Origin of the sequence: Pullulanibacillus sp. KACC 23026, from assembly GCF_029094525.1 — a bacterium.
Taxonomy (GTDB): domain Bacteria; phylum Bacillota; class Bacilli; order Bacillales; family Sporolactobacillaceae; genus KACC-23026.
In genome coordinates this window covers 3638884-3652726 of the sequence record NZ_CP119107.1, presented here as the reverse complement: position 1 = coordinate 3652726, position 13843 = coordinate 3638884, and the positions used below count along the sequence as shown (strand labels likewise).

14 protein-coding genes are annotated in these 13843 nt (G+C 41.1%); 8 read left to right on the top strand and 6 right to left on the bottom strand.

All coding sequences use genetic code 11. The features are described from left to right. Nucleotides 1-40: 40 nt before the first annotated feature. Both PU629_RS16920 and PU629_RS16915 read right to left on the bottom strand, forming a co-directional pair. The gene (locus PU629_RS16920) at nucleotides 41-1126 is read right to left on the bottom strand and encodes a branched-chain amino acid aminotransferase (RefSeq protein ID WP_275281223.1); all 1086 of its coding nucleotides are present in this window, start codon (nucleotides 1124-1126) and stop codon (nucleotides 41-43) included. Between the two features lie 164 nt (nucleotides 1127-1290). Continuing rightward, on the bottom strand, nucleotides 1291-2076 hold the full coding sequence (locus PU629_RS16915; RefSeq protein ID WP_275281222.1) for an exodeoxyribonuclease III: 786 nt from the start codon (nucleotides 2074-2076) through the stop codon (nucleotides 1291-1293). Between the two features lie 261 nt (nucleotides 2077-2337). Between PU629_RS16915 and PU629_RS16910 the strand changes: the two genes are divergently transcribed. The 3 genes from PU629_RS16910 (at nucleotide 2338) to PU629_RS16900 (ending at nucleotide 3979) form a co-directional block, all read left to right on the top strand. After that, nucleotides 2338-2583: a DUF2584 family protein gene (locus PU629_RS16910; RefSeq protein WP_275281221.1), complete on the top strand. Its 246-nt coding sequence runs from the start codon at nucleotides 2338-2340 to the stop codon at nucleotides 2581-2583. 34 nt (nucleotides 2584-2617) lie between these two features. After that, complete coding sequence (locus PU629_RS16905) at nucleotides 2618-3076, top strand: hypothetical protein (RefSeq protein ID WP_275281220.1); 459 nt, start codon at nucleotides 2618-2620, stop codon at nucleotides 3074-3076. A 165-nt stretch (nucleotides 3077-3241) separates the two neighbouring features. Then, a complete protein-coding gene (locus PU629_RS16900; protein ID WP_275281219.1) occupies nucleotides 3242-3979 on the top strand; it encodes a hypothetical protein in 738 nt (245 codons plus the stop codon). Between the two features lie 112 nt (nucleotides 3980-4091). On the opposite strand, the gene PU629_RS16895 is transcribed toward PU629_RS16900, so the two are convergent. Next, nucleotides 4092-6221, bottom strand: coding sequence for a metallophosphoesterase family protein (locus tag PU629_RS16895; protein ID WP_275281218.1), 2130 nt, complete (start codon nucleotides 6219-6221; stop codon nucleotides 4092-4094). Between the two features lie 505 nt (nucleotides 6222-6726). Here PU629_RS16895 and PU629_RS16890 point away from each other — a divergent pair. The 4 genes from PU629_RS16890 to tnpA all read left to right on the top strand — a co-directional run bounded on the left by PU629_RS16890 (nucleotide 6727) and on the right by tnpA (nucleotide 9919). Continuing rightward, entirely contained in the window at nucleotides 6727-7458 is a 732-nt protein-coding gene (locus PU629_RS16890) for a biosynthetic peptidoglycan transglycosylase (protein ID WP_275281217.1), read from the top strand. 166 nt (nucleotides 7459-7624) lie between these two features. Continuing rightward, nucleotides 7625-7810 carry a hypothetical protein gene (locus PU629_RS16885; RefSeq protein WP_275281216.1) on the top strand — a complete coding sequence of 62 codons (186 nt, stop codon included), beginning with the start codon at nucleotides 7625-7627 and terminating at the stop codon, nucleotides 7808-7810. Nucleotides 7811-8069: 259 nt separating this feature from the next. Beyond that, the gene (locus tag PU629_RS16880; RefSeq protein ID WP_275281215.1) at nucleotides 8070-9254 is read left to right on the top strand and encodes a GGDEF domain-containing protein; all 1185 of its coding nucleotides are present in this window, start codon (nucleotides 8070-8072) and stop codon (nucleotides 9252-9254) included. Between the two features lie 176 nt (nucleotides 9255-9430). Further along, complete coding sequence (gene tnpA / locus PU629_RS16875) at nucleotides 9431-9919, top strand: IS200/IS605 family transposase (protein WP_275281090.1); 489 nt, start codon at nucleotides 9431-9433, stop codon at nucleotides 9917-9919. A gap of 158 nt (nucleotides 9920-10077) precedes the next feature. Here tnpA and PU629_RS16870 read toward each other — a convergent pair whose 3' ends face one another. Continuing rightward, complete coding sequence (locus PU629_RS16870; RefSeq protein ID WP_275281214.1) at nucleotides 10078-11058, bottom strand: aldo/keto reductase; 981 nt, start codon at nucleotides 11056-11058, stop codon at nucleotides 10078-10080. Between the two features lie 237 nt (nucleotides 11059-11295). On the opposite strand from PU629_RS16870, the gene PU629_RS16865 reads away from it, so the two are divergent. After that, on the top strand, nucleotides 11296-11646 hold the full coding sequence (locus PU629_RS16865) for a hypothetical protein (RefSeq protein ID WP_275281213.1): 351 nt from the start codon (nucleotides 11296-11298) through the stop codon (nucleotides 11644-11646). 415 nt (nucleotides 11647-12061) lie between these two features. Here PU629_RS16865 and PU629_RS16860 read toward each other — a convergent pair whose 3' ends face one another. Both PU629_RS16860 and PU629_RS16855 read right to left on the bottom strand, forming a co-directional pair. Beyond that, the gene (locus tag PU629_RS16860) at nucleotides 12062-12784 is read right to left on the bottom strand and encodes an exonuclease domain-containing protein (protein ID WP_275281212.1); all 723 of its coding nucleotides are present in this window, start codon (nucleotides 12782-12784) and stop codon (nucleotides 12062-12064) included. Then, nucleotides 12781-13836, bottom strand: coding sequence for a DUF294 nucleotidyltransferase-like domain-containing protein (locus tag PU629_RS16855; protein WP_275281211.1), 1056 nt, complete (start codon nucleotides 13834-13836; stop codon nucleotides 12781-12783). Before PU629_RS16855 ends, PU629_RS16860 begins: the two co-directional genes overlap by 4 nt. Nucleotides 13837-13843 lie beyond the last annotated feature (7 nt).

Below are 13843 nucleotides of genomic sequence, written 5' to 3'. Positions count from 1 at the left end.
GTGCAGGTGTCTCTTTGGACACCTGCATGTTTGGATTGGCTTAATAAACCTTTACGCTCGTAACGTCTAATGTCCAATCAAATGGGTCGGCAACTTTACCTGTTTGAATCCCTGTAATCGCATCATATAAGCGCTGGGAGAGCGGGCCAATTTTCTGGTCACCTACCGTAATAATGTCCCCGTTCCAATTCAATTCACCCACAGGAGAGATGACAGCAGCGGTCCCGGAACCGAAAACCTCCTCCAATTCACCGCGAGCATGAGCTTCGAAAACTTCTTTGATCGAAATGCGTGTCTCACGTACGGGTACGTTCCAATGCTTTAGCAAATCAATGACAGAATCCCGTGTCACGCCATCTAAAATACTTCCATTTAATTGAGGGGTGACGACTTCCCCGTTAATCTTAAAGAAGATATTCATGCTGCCGACTTCTTCAACGTATTTGTTTTCTTTGGCATCGAGCCAAAGGATTTGAGCATACCCTTTAGCGCTTGCGTCTTCCTGAGCTTTTAAGCTGGCCGCATAGTTTCCCGCCGTTTTAACATGTCCAACACCGCCAAGGACGGCTCTGACATAATGCTCTTCAACATAGATTTTGACAGGTGCTAGTTGATCCCCATAGTAAGCCCCGACTGGTGACAGGATGATAAGTAATTTGTACTCCCTGGCCGGTCTGACACCAAGATAAGGCTCTGTTGCAATAATAAAAGGACGGAGGTAGAGGGAGGTTCCATCACCGTTAGGCACCCAATCCTTTTCAATGGAGATAAGCTCCTTGAATGCTTTTAGCATCAGTTCCTCATCTACTTTTGGAATGCATAAGCGCTCACAGGATTTATTGAGACGAGTTATATTTTTGGTAGGGCGGAATAATTGAATGTGCCCATCCTTCGTTTTATAAGCTTTCAGACCTTCAAAGATGGCTTGCCCATAATGGAAGACCATAGAGGAGGGCTCTAATGTTAGAGGATGATAAGGGACAATCCGCGGGTCATGCCAACCGGCCTCTGCGGAATAATCCATCTCAAACATATAGTCGCTAAAAAATCTGCCAAAGCCTAATTCCTCAGAAGAAGGTTTTTGCTTTAATGACGTTGCTTCAACAAATTGAATGGAGTGATCCATTTTCAACACCTCTAATTTTTCTTTTTTCCTAGATATCAATTAAAAAATAATCACTTAAGTCAGGTCGATCAATCGGATACAGGCCTGCTTAAAAAAAGAGAATGACTAGGAGATAATTATCTAAGTATAAATAAAATGTTTCGAAAATTCAATCTGTATTTGTATCATTTTTGTGAAAAACTTGTTAAATATGATTGGAAATCCATTTCTAACTGGATGGGACAATGATCACTGCCTAGCACGTTGCAATGGATTTCTGCTTCTTTAATATAAGGGCTAACTCTTTCGGAAACTAAGAAGTAGTCGATCCGCCACCCGATGTTCCGCTCTCTGACCTTATTCATATAAGACCACCAGCTATAAACATCGGTTCTGTCGGGGTAAAGATGACGGAAAGAATCGACAAAGCCTGCTGAGAGCAGTGTGGTCATCTTGCTGCGTTCTTCATCGGTAAAACCTGAATTACCTACATTTGTCTTGGCGTTTTTTAGGTCAATTTCCTGGTGAGCCACATTTAAGTCACCGCATACGATAACGGGCTTTTTGCTATCGAGTGCTTGCAGATAGTTTAAAAATTGGTCTTCCCAAACTAATCGTTCTTCTAAACGGGATAAGTCGCGCTTAGCATTTGGCGTATAGACCGTGACCATAAAATAATCTTGGAATTCTAGTGTGATGACACGTCCTTCACGGTCTTCAAATAAATCACCTAATCCATAGCTTACTGAAACCGGCTTTTGTTTTGTGAAAATGGCGGTTCCCGAATAGCCTTTGCGCTCCGCGTCATTCCAGTATTGATAGTAGCCTTCTAATTCGAGTTCAATTTGCCCTTTTTGACATTTAGTTTCTTGAATGCAGAAGAGATCAGCATCCATCTTTTGAAAATAGTCTAAGAATCCTTTATTGACACAGGCTCGAATGCCATTTACATTCCATGAAATTAGCTTCAAATGATCATGCTCCTTTTATTGATATGGGATAGTCGAGAGAGGTTTCCCCCTGAGCTTCTCTATTCAAAGTCTAGCTCAGAACCATTGTTTAAACTAAAATAAAAAATAATGGTTTAATTATAGCGCAACTTGTACAAATGAGAGACTAAAAAGTATTTAAACAAAAAATGAGCGCTTTCTTTCTACGGTTAAAGATGATGAAAGCTCTGTAAAGCGTTATACTGATAATAGGATAAAAACTCGGAGGGAGGGGCGTTAACAATGGGAATGCCACTTGAATTAAATACGATGATTGTCACAAAACAGAAGGAAATTAAGACGGAAACGGAAAATGTGTATGAGCTTGTTAAAGAGGGGTATCGGTTATATCCAATAGATATCCCAATTGAAGTGAGGACGACAAAAGAGGGAACGCCTTATGCGCACGCCCGAATTTGTAAATTAACTTGGGAACAGGAAAAGACGATTCTTACTTATGAATTAATGGATCTTTTAGGGGTGAATTAGAGCCCCTTTTGAATCAACATAGAAGGCGGCAGATATGGAAAAATTCAAAGCATTTGTGATTAGTCTTATATATGGCATCAGCCTTGCCCTCATTAGTTGGGGGATCACTTTACTTATTCAATGGGGACGAGGAGAGGTCCACTCTGTCATCGTCTCACTGTATCTATTTATCGCGATCCTGGTGCCATGTTGTCTAGCCATTCCGGCGGCTGGTCATGTTTTAGTACGTCAGAGAGTTCTTAGCAGCAAGGTTATTTGGTTCAGCAGTGTGTGTTTCGCTTTGGTCGTACCGTGGCTTGCAGCCTTTCTTTATACGATTATCCGAAGTATCTTTATGCAAGCTCTTGGTATGAAACTGGTTTGGCAGAATGGGGATTGGACTTTCTTTTACTTTCCTTTATCCCTTTTATTCGCCCGCCTTGTTATCGGACTTTATCTTAAGCTTCTTGAGCGCCTTGGGCTCTTGGCGTCCTTTCGCGCCGGGCCAAATTGATCATTAACACCCCCTTCTGACCTCGTCAGAAGGGGGTGTTTTTTTTACACCGGCACATTCATTTTTAAAAAGTTTTTCATATTTGATGGGTTTTTTGGAAATCTGTACATATTAAAACTGTTGTTCAAAAACAGGTAAGTTCAAAATTTTAAGGAGGCGTTACACTTGAAAGTCATGAAAGTCATGGCAGCAGCCGTATTTATGGCTTCGATTGGGCTTGGGTCTATCGCACATGCTGCTTCGGCCGCCCAAGAACAAGTTCCATCGTCTGCAGTCAAAAGTGAAAATGGTCAAGAGATGCTGCACCAACAAAAAGGTGATGGCCATCATCATATGGTGTGGCTAGAGGATGCCGCACAAGTTCTTAATATGGACAAAACAACCTTGTTTAATGAGCTAAAGTCCGGCAAATCATTAGCGGATATTGCCAAAGAAAAGGGGATTTCTAATCAGAAGCTGAAGAGTGGTTTACAGAGCGCTTTGAGCAGCCGTCTTGAAGAAGCGGTAAAAGCAGGTAGACTTACTACCCAGCAGCGAGATGCAATCCTTCTAAAAGCGAGTCAGCATATGGATGAATGGATTCAGCATAAAGGATTGCCTCACTGGCATGGAAAACATGGTGGTTTCTGGTTGGATGAAGCATCTAAAATCCTAAATGTGGACAAAAAGACATTAATTGAAAAGCTGCGCTCAGGCCAGTCCCTTGCTGATATTGCCAAAGAAAAGGGAATGAGTCAAGCTGATCTAAAAGCGAAATTATTAGAGGCTCAAAAGGCCCGATTGACTCAGGCTGTTAAAGATGGAAAGATCAATGAAGAAACGAAGCAAAAAATAATATCACGAACAGAAGCACACATTGATCAGTGGTTGACTCATAAGAGGGAGTCTTCCTCGGAGGAGTAAGTTTATTGCTCTTTGAAAGCGTGCCAGGTTCATTTAGACATTTACCTTAGAAGGTATGAAAGCCGGCTCACGGGTTCGTTTGTGAGCCGGCTTTTTCCTGTACGCTGAAAAATTATTCAGATAAAAGCTGATTGGTCCATTGTAAGTGATGGCCCCCGTCCTTATCCTCAAGCTTAATGGTCTTGATGGTTAAAAGGCCGATATTGTTGTGAGTCTCCATGATTTGCCCTTTTTGATTACGGTTATAATAGATTTTTTCATGCCAATTAATGGTGGTTGGATCATTAATCAGTTGTTTCTTGGCGATAAGCCGATAGCTCTTATCACAGTAATGGTGGATTTCCTTTCGCTTCTTTAACGGGGCATGGAGACGTGTCACACATCTTAGTAGAAGGCCGACCCATCCATAAAAACTCATGTTGTTAATAGGACTGCTTGTCAATTGATAAATCGTTTGTTCTTTGGATTTCTCTGATTGGAAGCGAATTTTAGATTCGGCCTGAAAGCCATAGTGAACATCTCCTGATAAAATAATGCAAGGGCTCGGCTCCCACTTTTTGAGATGATTGATAAATTGAGTAAAGCCCTTTCCGTTATCTTTCCATGCTTCAATATCAAAAGAATCATCGACCGGCAGTCCAAATGACCGAAATGGATAAATATATTTTAAGACGAAATTCTCAATGAGCTGAATCCCGTAAAGCGGTGTGGCCGAAATGATGAGAAGCGGCGTTTCTTTTTTCCACCCGCTTTCTTTCAGGATTTGTTCGGTGTGTGCCAAGCCTTTTTGACTTATCAGCTCAGAACTCATGGGTGTCTCTCTTACGGTTCTGCCAATTTGTACAGGTTGAGGGACCGGGTCATAGCCTCTCATCGTCCGTGTATCGAGAAATAGAGCTTTTGGATGAGTGGGCGAAACATAGGACCACTTATTAAAAGTCATAATAGATTTCAGCCACTTGTCATGCTCATAACTTTTCAGCTTTAAGGTAGTTAAGTACTGTTCGATCGTTTCAATAAATGCTGGGGAAAACGCTTCAGGCTCATTTCCCCAGCCCTGAAAGGCCCAATAAGCGGTTAAAGCATTACCAATAATATGTGAGCCTAGAGCGGATTCAGAAACATGGGTTTTCCAAGAATGCGAGAGATTCCAATCATCTGTGATGTCGTGGTCATCGAAGATCATATAGGTTGGGATATTGGCTAATAACCGGCGAACAGCAGGCAGCCCGCTTGCAAATTGTGAGACGAGTTCACGCTCAGCCCGATAGTCTTTGGCCGCTTGTTTAAGTTCAGTCTTATGTTGTTTTCTAAAGGCAGGGTCTTTGTCAGGGAATTTCTGGTAAAATAAACCCTTATCAATTAAATCTTTAAAAGAGGGAAGGCCTCCTTGATCAGTTAGCACTTTCCATAATGTCGGGCTCCAATTCATTAGATACATAGCCGCGTATTCGCCAAATGTCATGAGATGGTTAGCGGCATGCGTAGAAGTAAAGCCTGCAAACTCATTCATGATGAATTGACGGCCTTTGGCTTGTTTGAGCGCCTTTGGAAAAGGGTGAATTAATAGGCGCTGGTCGAGTTTAGATAAATCCTCTTGTTTTCCTCCATGAAGGGCTGTACCTAGCTCTGATAGAAAGGGCAAAATAGCGCTTGCGACATCATCGGCATAGATTTGGTCACCTAAGAGAAACAAAGTATGAGGCCGTTCTTCTAAGTTGGCAGCCTTCTTGGCCATAAGGTCATCTGATTTTGGCAGGAGGTCCTGTCCTTTCCCATGAAATTTCCGACAGGAGCCATACAAAAAATTAGTTGTCTCCTTCTCTTTTAAAATAAAAGTTGGAAAAGAAAAAGGTTCATAAACAATGGAATCAGGATTGTCAGGGGTTAACAAACCAAGGTCACCTAAATCAACGGTTTCTGAATTTCGGATAAAAGATAAATTATAGCCAAGAAAACAGTCTACTGGAAACGACTCTCCTCGGTTAGGAGTGAGCTCAATTAAATAGATATAGAGGTGATCGCCAAGGCGGCAAGTATGCTGGGTCGTATTAATAGAAAGCGGTTCATAGCTAATCTGTTCCTCGACCTGCTTAGGTTTTGACTGGCGGTGTGTACTCGGTTGAATAGGGAAAAGAGCCGCTTGTATGGTGACCGCTTCACTCATTGCGAGCCAAATGACGACACTCTTAGAATAAGCACGACGGAGAATGGGACCCGATAATAAAAAGGGGAGTTTCATGATGTTGTCCACCTCCCGAGATTGTCAGTTTAATTTAATGTATTAACTGTCTGAGAGGTGTGTGACGAAAATAGTTCGAATGTCTGGCTTCTTTTTAAAAAAAGGCTCTTTTCTAAAAGATTGTTGCTAGTTGATAAAAAATAGGTGGAAATAGGTGAGACTCCTGCGGGAATAGCAAGCCAGGTGAGACCCCGCAGACGTATTTTGCCGAGGAGGCTCGGATTGCCCTCGGAAAGCGAGCTTGTTGGAGCCTAAAAAAACAACAAAGGTTACGAAAACAGCCTAAAAAAAGATCGATCGCAGCGGGCCTCCAAGTGTCTAACAAAAGGGTTTTTAGACTGTTTTCAGCTGAATTTGTAGGATATGCTATAATGGAGCGGGGAAAAAAATAAGCCTTTTTGCCCATAAAATGTATGTCTGTATTTAATGGATTAAAATCGAAACAACGAAACCTTATTTGAAAGTAATTGTGAAAAGGCAGTCTCTTAGGAACGGTGGCCGTGTTATGAAGAAGATAAGAAGGAAGCTCATAAGATGGGGAATCGGGTTCTTGATCGTTCTAGGGTTATTCTTTTATGGGATTAAACTCTATTTCACACACGTTCATCCTATAAAGCCTCAGCTAGAAGCAAAGGTTGCAGAGGTGGAAAAGGCGTTAAATGTCGACCATCCTTTAAAAAATGATCAAATCCCGGAAATGTACAAAAAAGCGGTCATTGCGACTGAAGACAGGCGTTTTGCCTGGGATCCAGGGATTGACCCAATTGGGATCCTTCGCTCAGTTCAAGTTGATCTAACAAAGCATCAATTGGTTCAAGGTGGTTCAACCATCACGCAACAATTGGTCGATAATACTTTTTTAAAGCGCTCCAAATCATTTGATTACAAATTGAAGCAGAGTCTTTATGCGATAGGCATTTATGATACCGTATCAAAAACTAAAGTTTTCACTATGTATACGAATATTATTTATTTCGGGCATGGTGCCTATGGGTTGTATAATGCATCAAAAACATACTTTGATAAAACACCTGACCAATTGAATGCAGGAGAATTGGCTTTATTGGCAGGGATTCCAAATTCGCCAAATAATTATGACCCTTTTAAGAATTTGAAGCTTTCCATAAAGAGGCAGAAAGTGGTTGTCATGAACATGGTGGAGATGGGAGTTATTACTCAGGAGGAGGCACAGACCATTCTTAATTTGCCGCTTCGGTTTGCTTCAAATAAAAAGTAAAAGGGCGCGCCAACCCGTCATCTGCAATTTATTAGATGTTGTCAAATTTTATTAAGAAAATTGTCACCAAGGTGTGACAATTAGGAGATTAACCTTAGCATGCCACGTGCTAAACTAATAGTACAGAAGGTTGTGAACCTTTAACTTTTAGCAGGGTGGTGGCAATATGAAACCGGCTCTCTTCATTCAATTAGCTTTGTTACTTTTAGCAGTCGCCTTTATTGCCCATTGTTTTGTGGCATTCTCGAATACACTTCTTTTGATTGCAGTTGGCATAAGTGTGGTTCTCGGAAATGTCGCGATTTTATTGAAAGTAAAACTTGCGGCCGATCGTGGCCATTCGGGTTATTAAAAATAAAGAATAATGGTAATATAAAAAGACTAAGGGACCTGCCTTGGTCTTTTGTTGTTTTATTGCATGGTGTGATATTTTTAGAGAAACTCGGCTTATCGCCGAGTCTTAATGGCGAAAGTCGAAGTTTTTCTTATGCTATCATCCATAATCGCTTTAGCGAACTTTTATACTTTCTGATAGTATATAGAAAATCACTTTCTTTACGAGCCTCTTTCTATTAATTTATGATAGAATTGGGAGAGAAAGGGAGATTGAAGTGAAACGAATCAGGATCAGTATTCAGACTAAAGGATTAGTCACAGAAGTGCTGTTTTATTTGGTTGGTATAATTGGTATAGCTTCAATCATTTATTTAATTAGTGATCTAACGCTTCATGTGAACACTTATACCGAAAAAAACATTCTTTTCAAGGTTCTTTTTTATTTAGCACTCTTTCTCATTACATATGATTGGTCGGTTACCTTGCCAAGCGGTGCCAAATGGAAGCCGTCTATTGTATTTGTGCTCTTCAGTATGTTGAGCTTTCCCATTTCGCTTTCACTTGTTGTCGTGATTCCGGGAATTCTCTTTTCCTCATTACGAAAAAATAGGGTTATCTGGGATTTTTTCATCACAATTGGCCATCTATCATCAGGAATTACATCTGGTTCCTTACTGCTTCATTATGCTTTAAAATCCTACCATTTTCACTCAGACGGAGCCCTTTTAGCCATGACAATGGCCCTTATCCTTCACTTTGTAATCAATCGTCTCTTAAGTACTGTTATTTTGACTTATCGAAAAAATAATGCTTTTCTAACTAATTTGAAAGCGGTTGTTCTAGACATCAATTGGTCTTATTTATGTATATACAGTTTGTCTTTAATACTAGTGATGGTAAATGAAGTCTATAGTTATATTGGCATCCTCGTGGCACTCGTTGTGCTTTTCTCTTTATTTAAATCGGTAAGCTATTATCAGAAATACCGAATGATCGCCAAAACCGTCTTTTTCGATGGATTAACTCAAGCAGAAAATCGCGCGGGCTGGGAGATTTATAAGGATGAATTGAAAGAAAATGATCAATCCGGGACTCTTGTTATGATTGACCTTGATGATTTTAAAGAGGTGAATGATAACTATGGCCATACAAAGGGGGATGACGTTCTCAAAAAATTTGTCGGCGAGATAAAAGTGCGGATTCCTTCAAGTCATCGCCTGTTTCGATATGGGGGAGATGAGTTTGTCCTTTTTATTCCCCATCCAACTGAACAAAAGGTTTTTATTCAAGAACAAATTCGGAATACACTGTACCAATTAAATAGAGATTGGTCCAGTCAAGGCCTGCCTGTTACAGCTAGCTTCGGTATGACAGAGATTCATCCTGCCGATGACCTCACTGAAGCCTTGGAGAAGGCAGACGCTAGAATGTATGAAGAGAAACAAAGGAAAAAAATATAGAACAGCAAAAACAGCATGGGGACATGGCTCCATGCTGTTTTTTTTGTAAAAAGAAAACCCTAGGCTATGCCTAGGGTTCAGAAAAGCTTTCAGCGAGGTATCAAAAAAAGCCTCTCTTAGTGTTACAATAAATTTTGGTTCCCCAACCAAATTTATCGAACTAGGAGAGACTCTTTATGTCAAAACCTGATGTTAACAGTTTAGCACACACCAAATGGAATTGTAAGTATCACATTGTTTTTGCACCAAAGTATAGAAGACAAATTATATATGGGAAACTTAAAAAGGATATAGGAATGATCTTAAGACAATTATGTGAAAGAAAAGGTGTAGAAATTATTGAAGCCGAAGCATGTAAAGATCACATACATATGCTTGTAAGTATTCCACCTAAAATAAGTGTTTCATCTTTTGTTGGATATTTGAAAGGAAAAAGTAGTTTAATGATTTTTGACCGACATGCCAATTTAAAATATCGGTATGGGAATCGAAAATTTTGGTGTAAAGGATTTTATGTTGATACAGTAGGAAGAAATAAGAAAGTAATTGAAGAATACATTCGAAACCAGTTACAAGAGGACGTAGTTGCAGAACAATTAAGCATGTTTGAATATATAGATCCATTCACAGGAGAAGAGATTAAGAATAAAAACAAGAAAAAATAAAAGAAGCCCTTTAGGGTAGCTGGAGAAGTAGTGCGGTTGGGGAATCTTTCAGTACCCTTTGAAGGGCTGGCCAGTAACAGAGGCTTTCAGCCGTAGAACAAACCACCCGTTATCACGGGTGGTTTTGATTTAGGTAGACGATGCGTGAAATTATCGGTCTAACGGTTAACGCTGCTCATATCGGGATAGCGATTTCCGCTTGCAATTCCTTTTGGCGCGATTTCATCAATTTCTTTTAACTCGGTTTCAGTCAGTGTAACTTCAAGGGAGGCGACATTTTCTTTCAGATAGGTTCGTCGTTTAGTTCCAGGGATAGGAACGATATCCTCGCCTTGCGCAAGCAGCCAGGCAAGCGCCAGTTGTGAAGGTGTGCACTCTTTTACCTTAGCGAGGGCTTTAATTTTATCCACTAAGTCAAGATTTTTTTGGAAGTTTTCGCCTTGGAAACGAGGGCCAGTGCGTCTGAAATCGTCAGCTGGGAGATCCTCAATGGTCTTAAAGGCGCCTGTTAAGAATCCCCGTCCGAGCGGGCTATAAGGAACAAAACCAATCCCGAGTTCACGAACGGTATCCAGGATCCCATCCTCCACATCGCGGCTCCATAGAGAGTATTCGGTTTGGAGTGCTGTAATAGGATGAACTTTGTGTGCACGCCGAATCGTTTCAGAGGCGGCTTCCGAAAGACCAAGGTAACGCACCTTTCCTGCTTTAACCAGGTCCGACATGGCTCCTACCGTTTCTTCAATGGGCGTATTCGGATCTACACGATGCTGGTAATAGAGATCAATGTGATCGACTCCAAGATTTTTTAAACTTTTATCTACGGCTTCTTTAACGTATTCAGGGCGTCCGTTAATTCCAAGAAAAGCGCCTTCTGGTGATCGGACGTTTCCAAATTTTGTCGCCAAAAAAACGTGATCGCGACGGTCTTTTATAGCTTTTCCAACAAGTCTTTCATTCTCACCTACGCCATACATATCTGCTGTGTCTAAAAAGTTAATGCCTAAATCTAAAGCGTCATGTATCGTGCGAATGGATTCCTCATCATCTCGACCGCTGTAAAAATCTGACATACCCATACAGCCAAGACCTATTGCTGATACCTCTGGACCATTTGTTCCTAAATGCCTCATTTTCATACCCTAACACCTCAACTATATAAATTTTTTAATACACGAGTTGAACGATCGAACGACATGACAGCCACTCATTGCGCGTTTTACAGCGCTAGCGCCAGATGAAGGAAAATGGGTCTTAGTTTTCAGGTTAGCAGACAGAAGTTCCGCTTTCAAACCTTATAATATGACCATAAAAGCGTCACAATAAAAAAATGGATTGCGAACAAATGTTTGTGTATAATATTAATGGTGATCGCAATGGGATATCCTTTAACACAAAAAGAAGTGGAATGGTCGAAAGCTTATATTATCTGGAGAAGCTTGTTAAAAGGATTGAAAAAAGATTATAACAGGCTAGGTTCCTGCGACTTGCAGTTTGTCTTTGTTTACAGAGATCTCTTAGCTCATGTAATCGGGCAAGTTGAAAAAGAGCTCGCAAAGCTGTCACGGTTCACGATTCGTGTCTCCCCAACGGATCAACCGACCGTTTGGGAGGCCAGAGTTGGAAGCCATCACGGCTACATTGAGGTAAATGTCACGCAAATCATTCTTGAATTAAAAAAACTTATTTTTAATTTGGAATTAGGTAAGTGGGTTAATCACTCATAATTATCAGAACTATTTTTATTTTGTAGGGAGAAGAAGAAGAAGTCAATACTGTTGCTCATCAGAAGGGGATTTTGTCCAAAAAATAGTTTGGTGTTACCGTTCGGAGTTACCAGGTATGCCAGTTGCAAGGTTGTTTTTTTACGAAAGCCAGGTAATGGGATGGGGGCTCCAATTCGCCAAAACGAGGCATGAGTGGAGTCCATGCCAAGCTTTCCCACGAAAACGGAGGCCGCGGCCAGAAAAATGGTGGGCAAGACACGTTTGCCCATCAGCGTTTAATGAATTTGAAAAAACGATTAAAGACAAAAGCTTGGGAGAAATCCCAAGCTTTTGTCTGCTCATTATAGTATTAGTCAATACTGCGAGTTTAGAGTTTTTCCACGTGATCGGAAAACCCCTCGTGTGAGCGCCTTTTTTATCTTCCAACAAGAGCATAAAGGTCATATAGAGTGGCAAGATGGAGTTCCTGAAAACGATCATAGAGCTTGCTCCATAGATCAGCCATAGCCTTGACATCTCCTTCAGCTGTATGCCTTTTCTCACACGGGATGTTGAAAAAGGCCAGAGCGTCATCGAGAGTCGGGAAGGATTGTTGATAAAGTTTTTCGATCAATTGCCTAAGTTCGAAAGATTGATGGGGCAGCCTTCGTTGGTTATTCGCCTTGAGATAAGCATTTAAAAAAGTGAGATCGAAAGCGATATGATACCCAAGAATAATGCCGTCCGTTAAGAATTGTAATAGCTTGGGTAGGATGTCTTCCATGGAAGGCGCGAAACGAACATCCTCTTGGTTAATTCCTGTCAGAGCTTGAATGGCGTCCGGGATAGGTTGACTCGGTTTTATAAGCGTAGAATAAGACTCATAAGGTTTACCCATTTTGGTTTTGGTGGCTGAGAAGGCAAAAATGTCATCACTATCAGCATTAAAGCCTGTTGTTTCAGTATCGAGTAGGATGAAGGTGACGTTTTGAAGTGGCGTTTCGAGAGCCAACCGTTTTTGGTGGGTTTCTTTAAGCAATTGTCTGACGTAAGCTTCCTGCTGCAAAGAGCCTGATCGAACAGTCCCAAACAGTTGATCGGGTCTTAATCCTATTGATAAAAAGCGAGTGATCCACGAACGGTCCTGTGCGTCACTCATAATGATCCACCTTTCCTTATAACATGAGAATGAAAGGCTTTGATCTCTTTAAGACTTGCCTTTAATCGTTCGACATCGCTTTCTGACAAAGTAGTTAAATCCAAATAGTCACGCTCTTGGGAAGAAGGGTTCAAGGAGGCGAGGCCTCTAAAATATAAGCAAATCTGTAGCGCTTGTTTGAGAATCACAGCTTCTTCTTTAACGATAACTCCAAGGTGCTCGAGGGCTTCTAGACGATCCAAAGAAGAAGGAGCGAAAATGCCGTGCTTGATTGCTAAGAATTTAAGAGCATTGACTATTGGGACATAAAAACCCACTTTAATGTTCACTTTTCCGCTTTGTTTACCAAAACGTTCGGTATACACATGACCAAACCAGCCCAATGACACTTTGGGCTCACGGATGTGCTCATGCATCCTTTTTAAAATAAAGGGAGAGGCCTGCAGGGTTTGAATCAGGCGGCTCTTTGTCTCTTGCGCCAAGCTCAAATCCCCATAAAAACCTCTTATGTCAGAAGCAATAAACAAATATTTAATGTCGTCTGGCTGTCCCCGTTTTATATGTCTAGCCATTGCTTCTAACCACGAATCTGTATCGTTTGACCACCTTTTATTTGTCGCCATCACATTTCCGGGGCAAAAGGGATAGCCAATTTCGTTTAAATAGTACGTACCCAATTCAGCTGCCGTCTTGATAAAGGTGAGACAAGCTTCTTTCTCACTCGGAAGACATTCGTATAGAACGCCATTATCTTGATCCGTACAAATGGTTTGTTCCATGCGTGCTCCGCTCCCAAATAAAACCCAACAAATCTTCTTCGGTCTCACTCCAATAGCTTGGCGCAGAGTCTCTTGTTCAGCTAATGCCCATGTCTGTTTCATCACTTCATCATGAAGCTGATTGAGTAATGGATCAACCAAGAGTTCAGGATAATGACTGGGACCGATCGATAGGACATGTTTCAACATCTCGTCATGCAGAGCTTTCAATTCTTCCAAGGATGGCCATTTTTCTGACGCTTTGAGCTTGTTTAAGGCAGCCTGAAGGTTCATGTGGTTA

Coding starts and splice junctions, on each gene's coding strand:
- PU629_RS16920 (WP_275281223.1), bottom strand. CDS start 1,126: ATGGATCACTCCATTCAATTTGTTGAAGCAACGTCATTAAAGCAAAAA.
- PU629_RS16910 (WP_275281221.1), top strand. CDS start 2,338: ATGGGAATGCCACTTGAATTAAATACGATGATTGTCACAAAACAGAAG.
- PU629_RS16905 (WP_275281220.1), top strand. CDS start 2,618: ATGGAAAAATTCAAAGCATTTGTGATTAGTCTTATATATGGCATCAGC.
- PU629_RS16895 (WP_275281218.1), bottom strand. CDS start 6,221: ATGAAACTCCCCTTTTTATTATCGGGTCCCATTCTCCGTCGTGCTTAT.
- PU629_RS16890 (WP_275281217.1), top strand. CDS start 6,727: ATGAAGAAGATAAGAAGGAAGCTCATAAGATGGGGAATCGGGTTCTTG.
- PU629_RS16885 (WP_275281216.1), top strand. CDS start 7,625: ATGAAACCGGCTCTCTTCATTCAATTAGCTTTGTTACTTTTAGCAGTC.
- tnpA (WP_275281090.1), top strand. CDS start 9,431: ATGTCAAAACCTGATGTTAACAGTTTAGCACACACCAAATGGAATTGT.
- PU629_RS16870 (WP_275281214.1), bottom strand. CDS start 11,058: ATGAAAATGAGGCATTTAGGAACAAATGGTCCAGAGGTATCAGCAATA.
- PU629_RS16865 (WP_275281213.1), top strand. CDS start 11,296: ATGGGATATCCTTTAACACAAAAAGAAGTGGAATGGTCGAAAGCTTAT.
- PU629_RS16860 (WP_275281212.1), bottom strand. CDS start 12,784: ATGAGTGACGCACAGGACCGTTCGTGGATCACTCGCTTTTTATCAATA.
- PU629_RS16855 (WP_275281211.1), bottom strand. CDS start 13,836: ATGAACCTTCAGGCTGCCTTAAACAAGCTCAAAGCGTCAGAAAAATGG.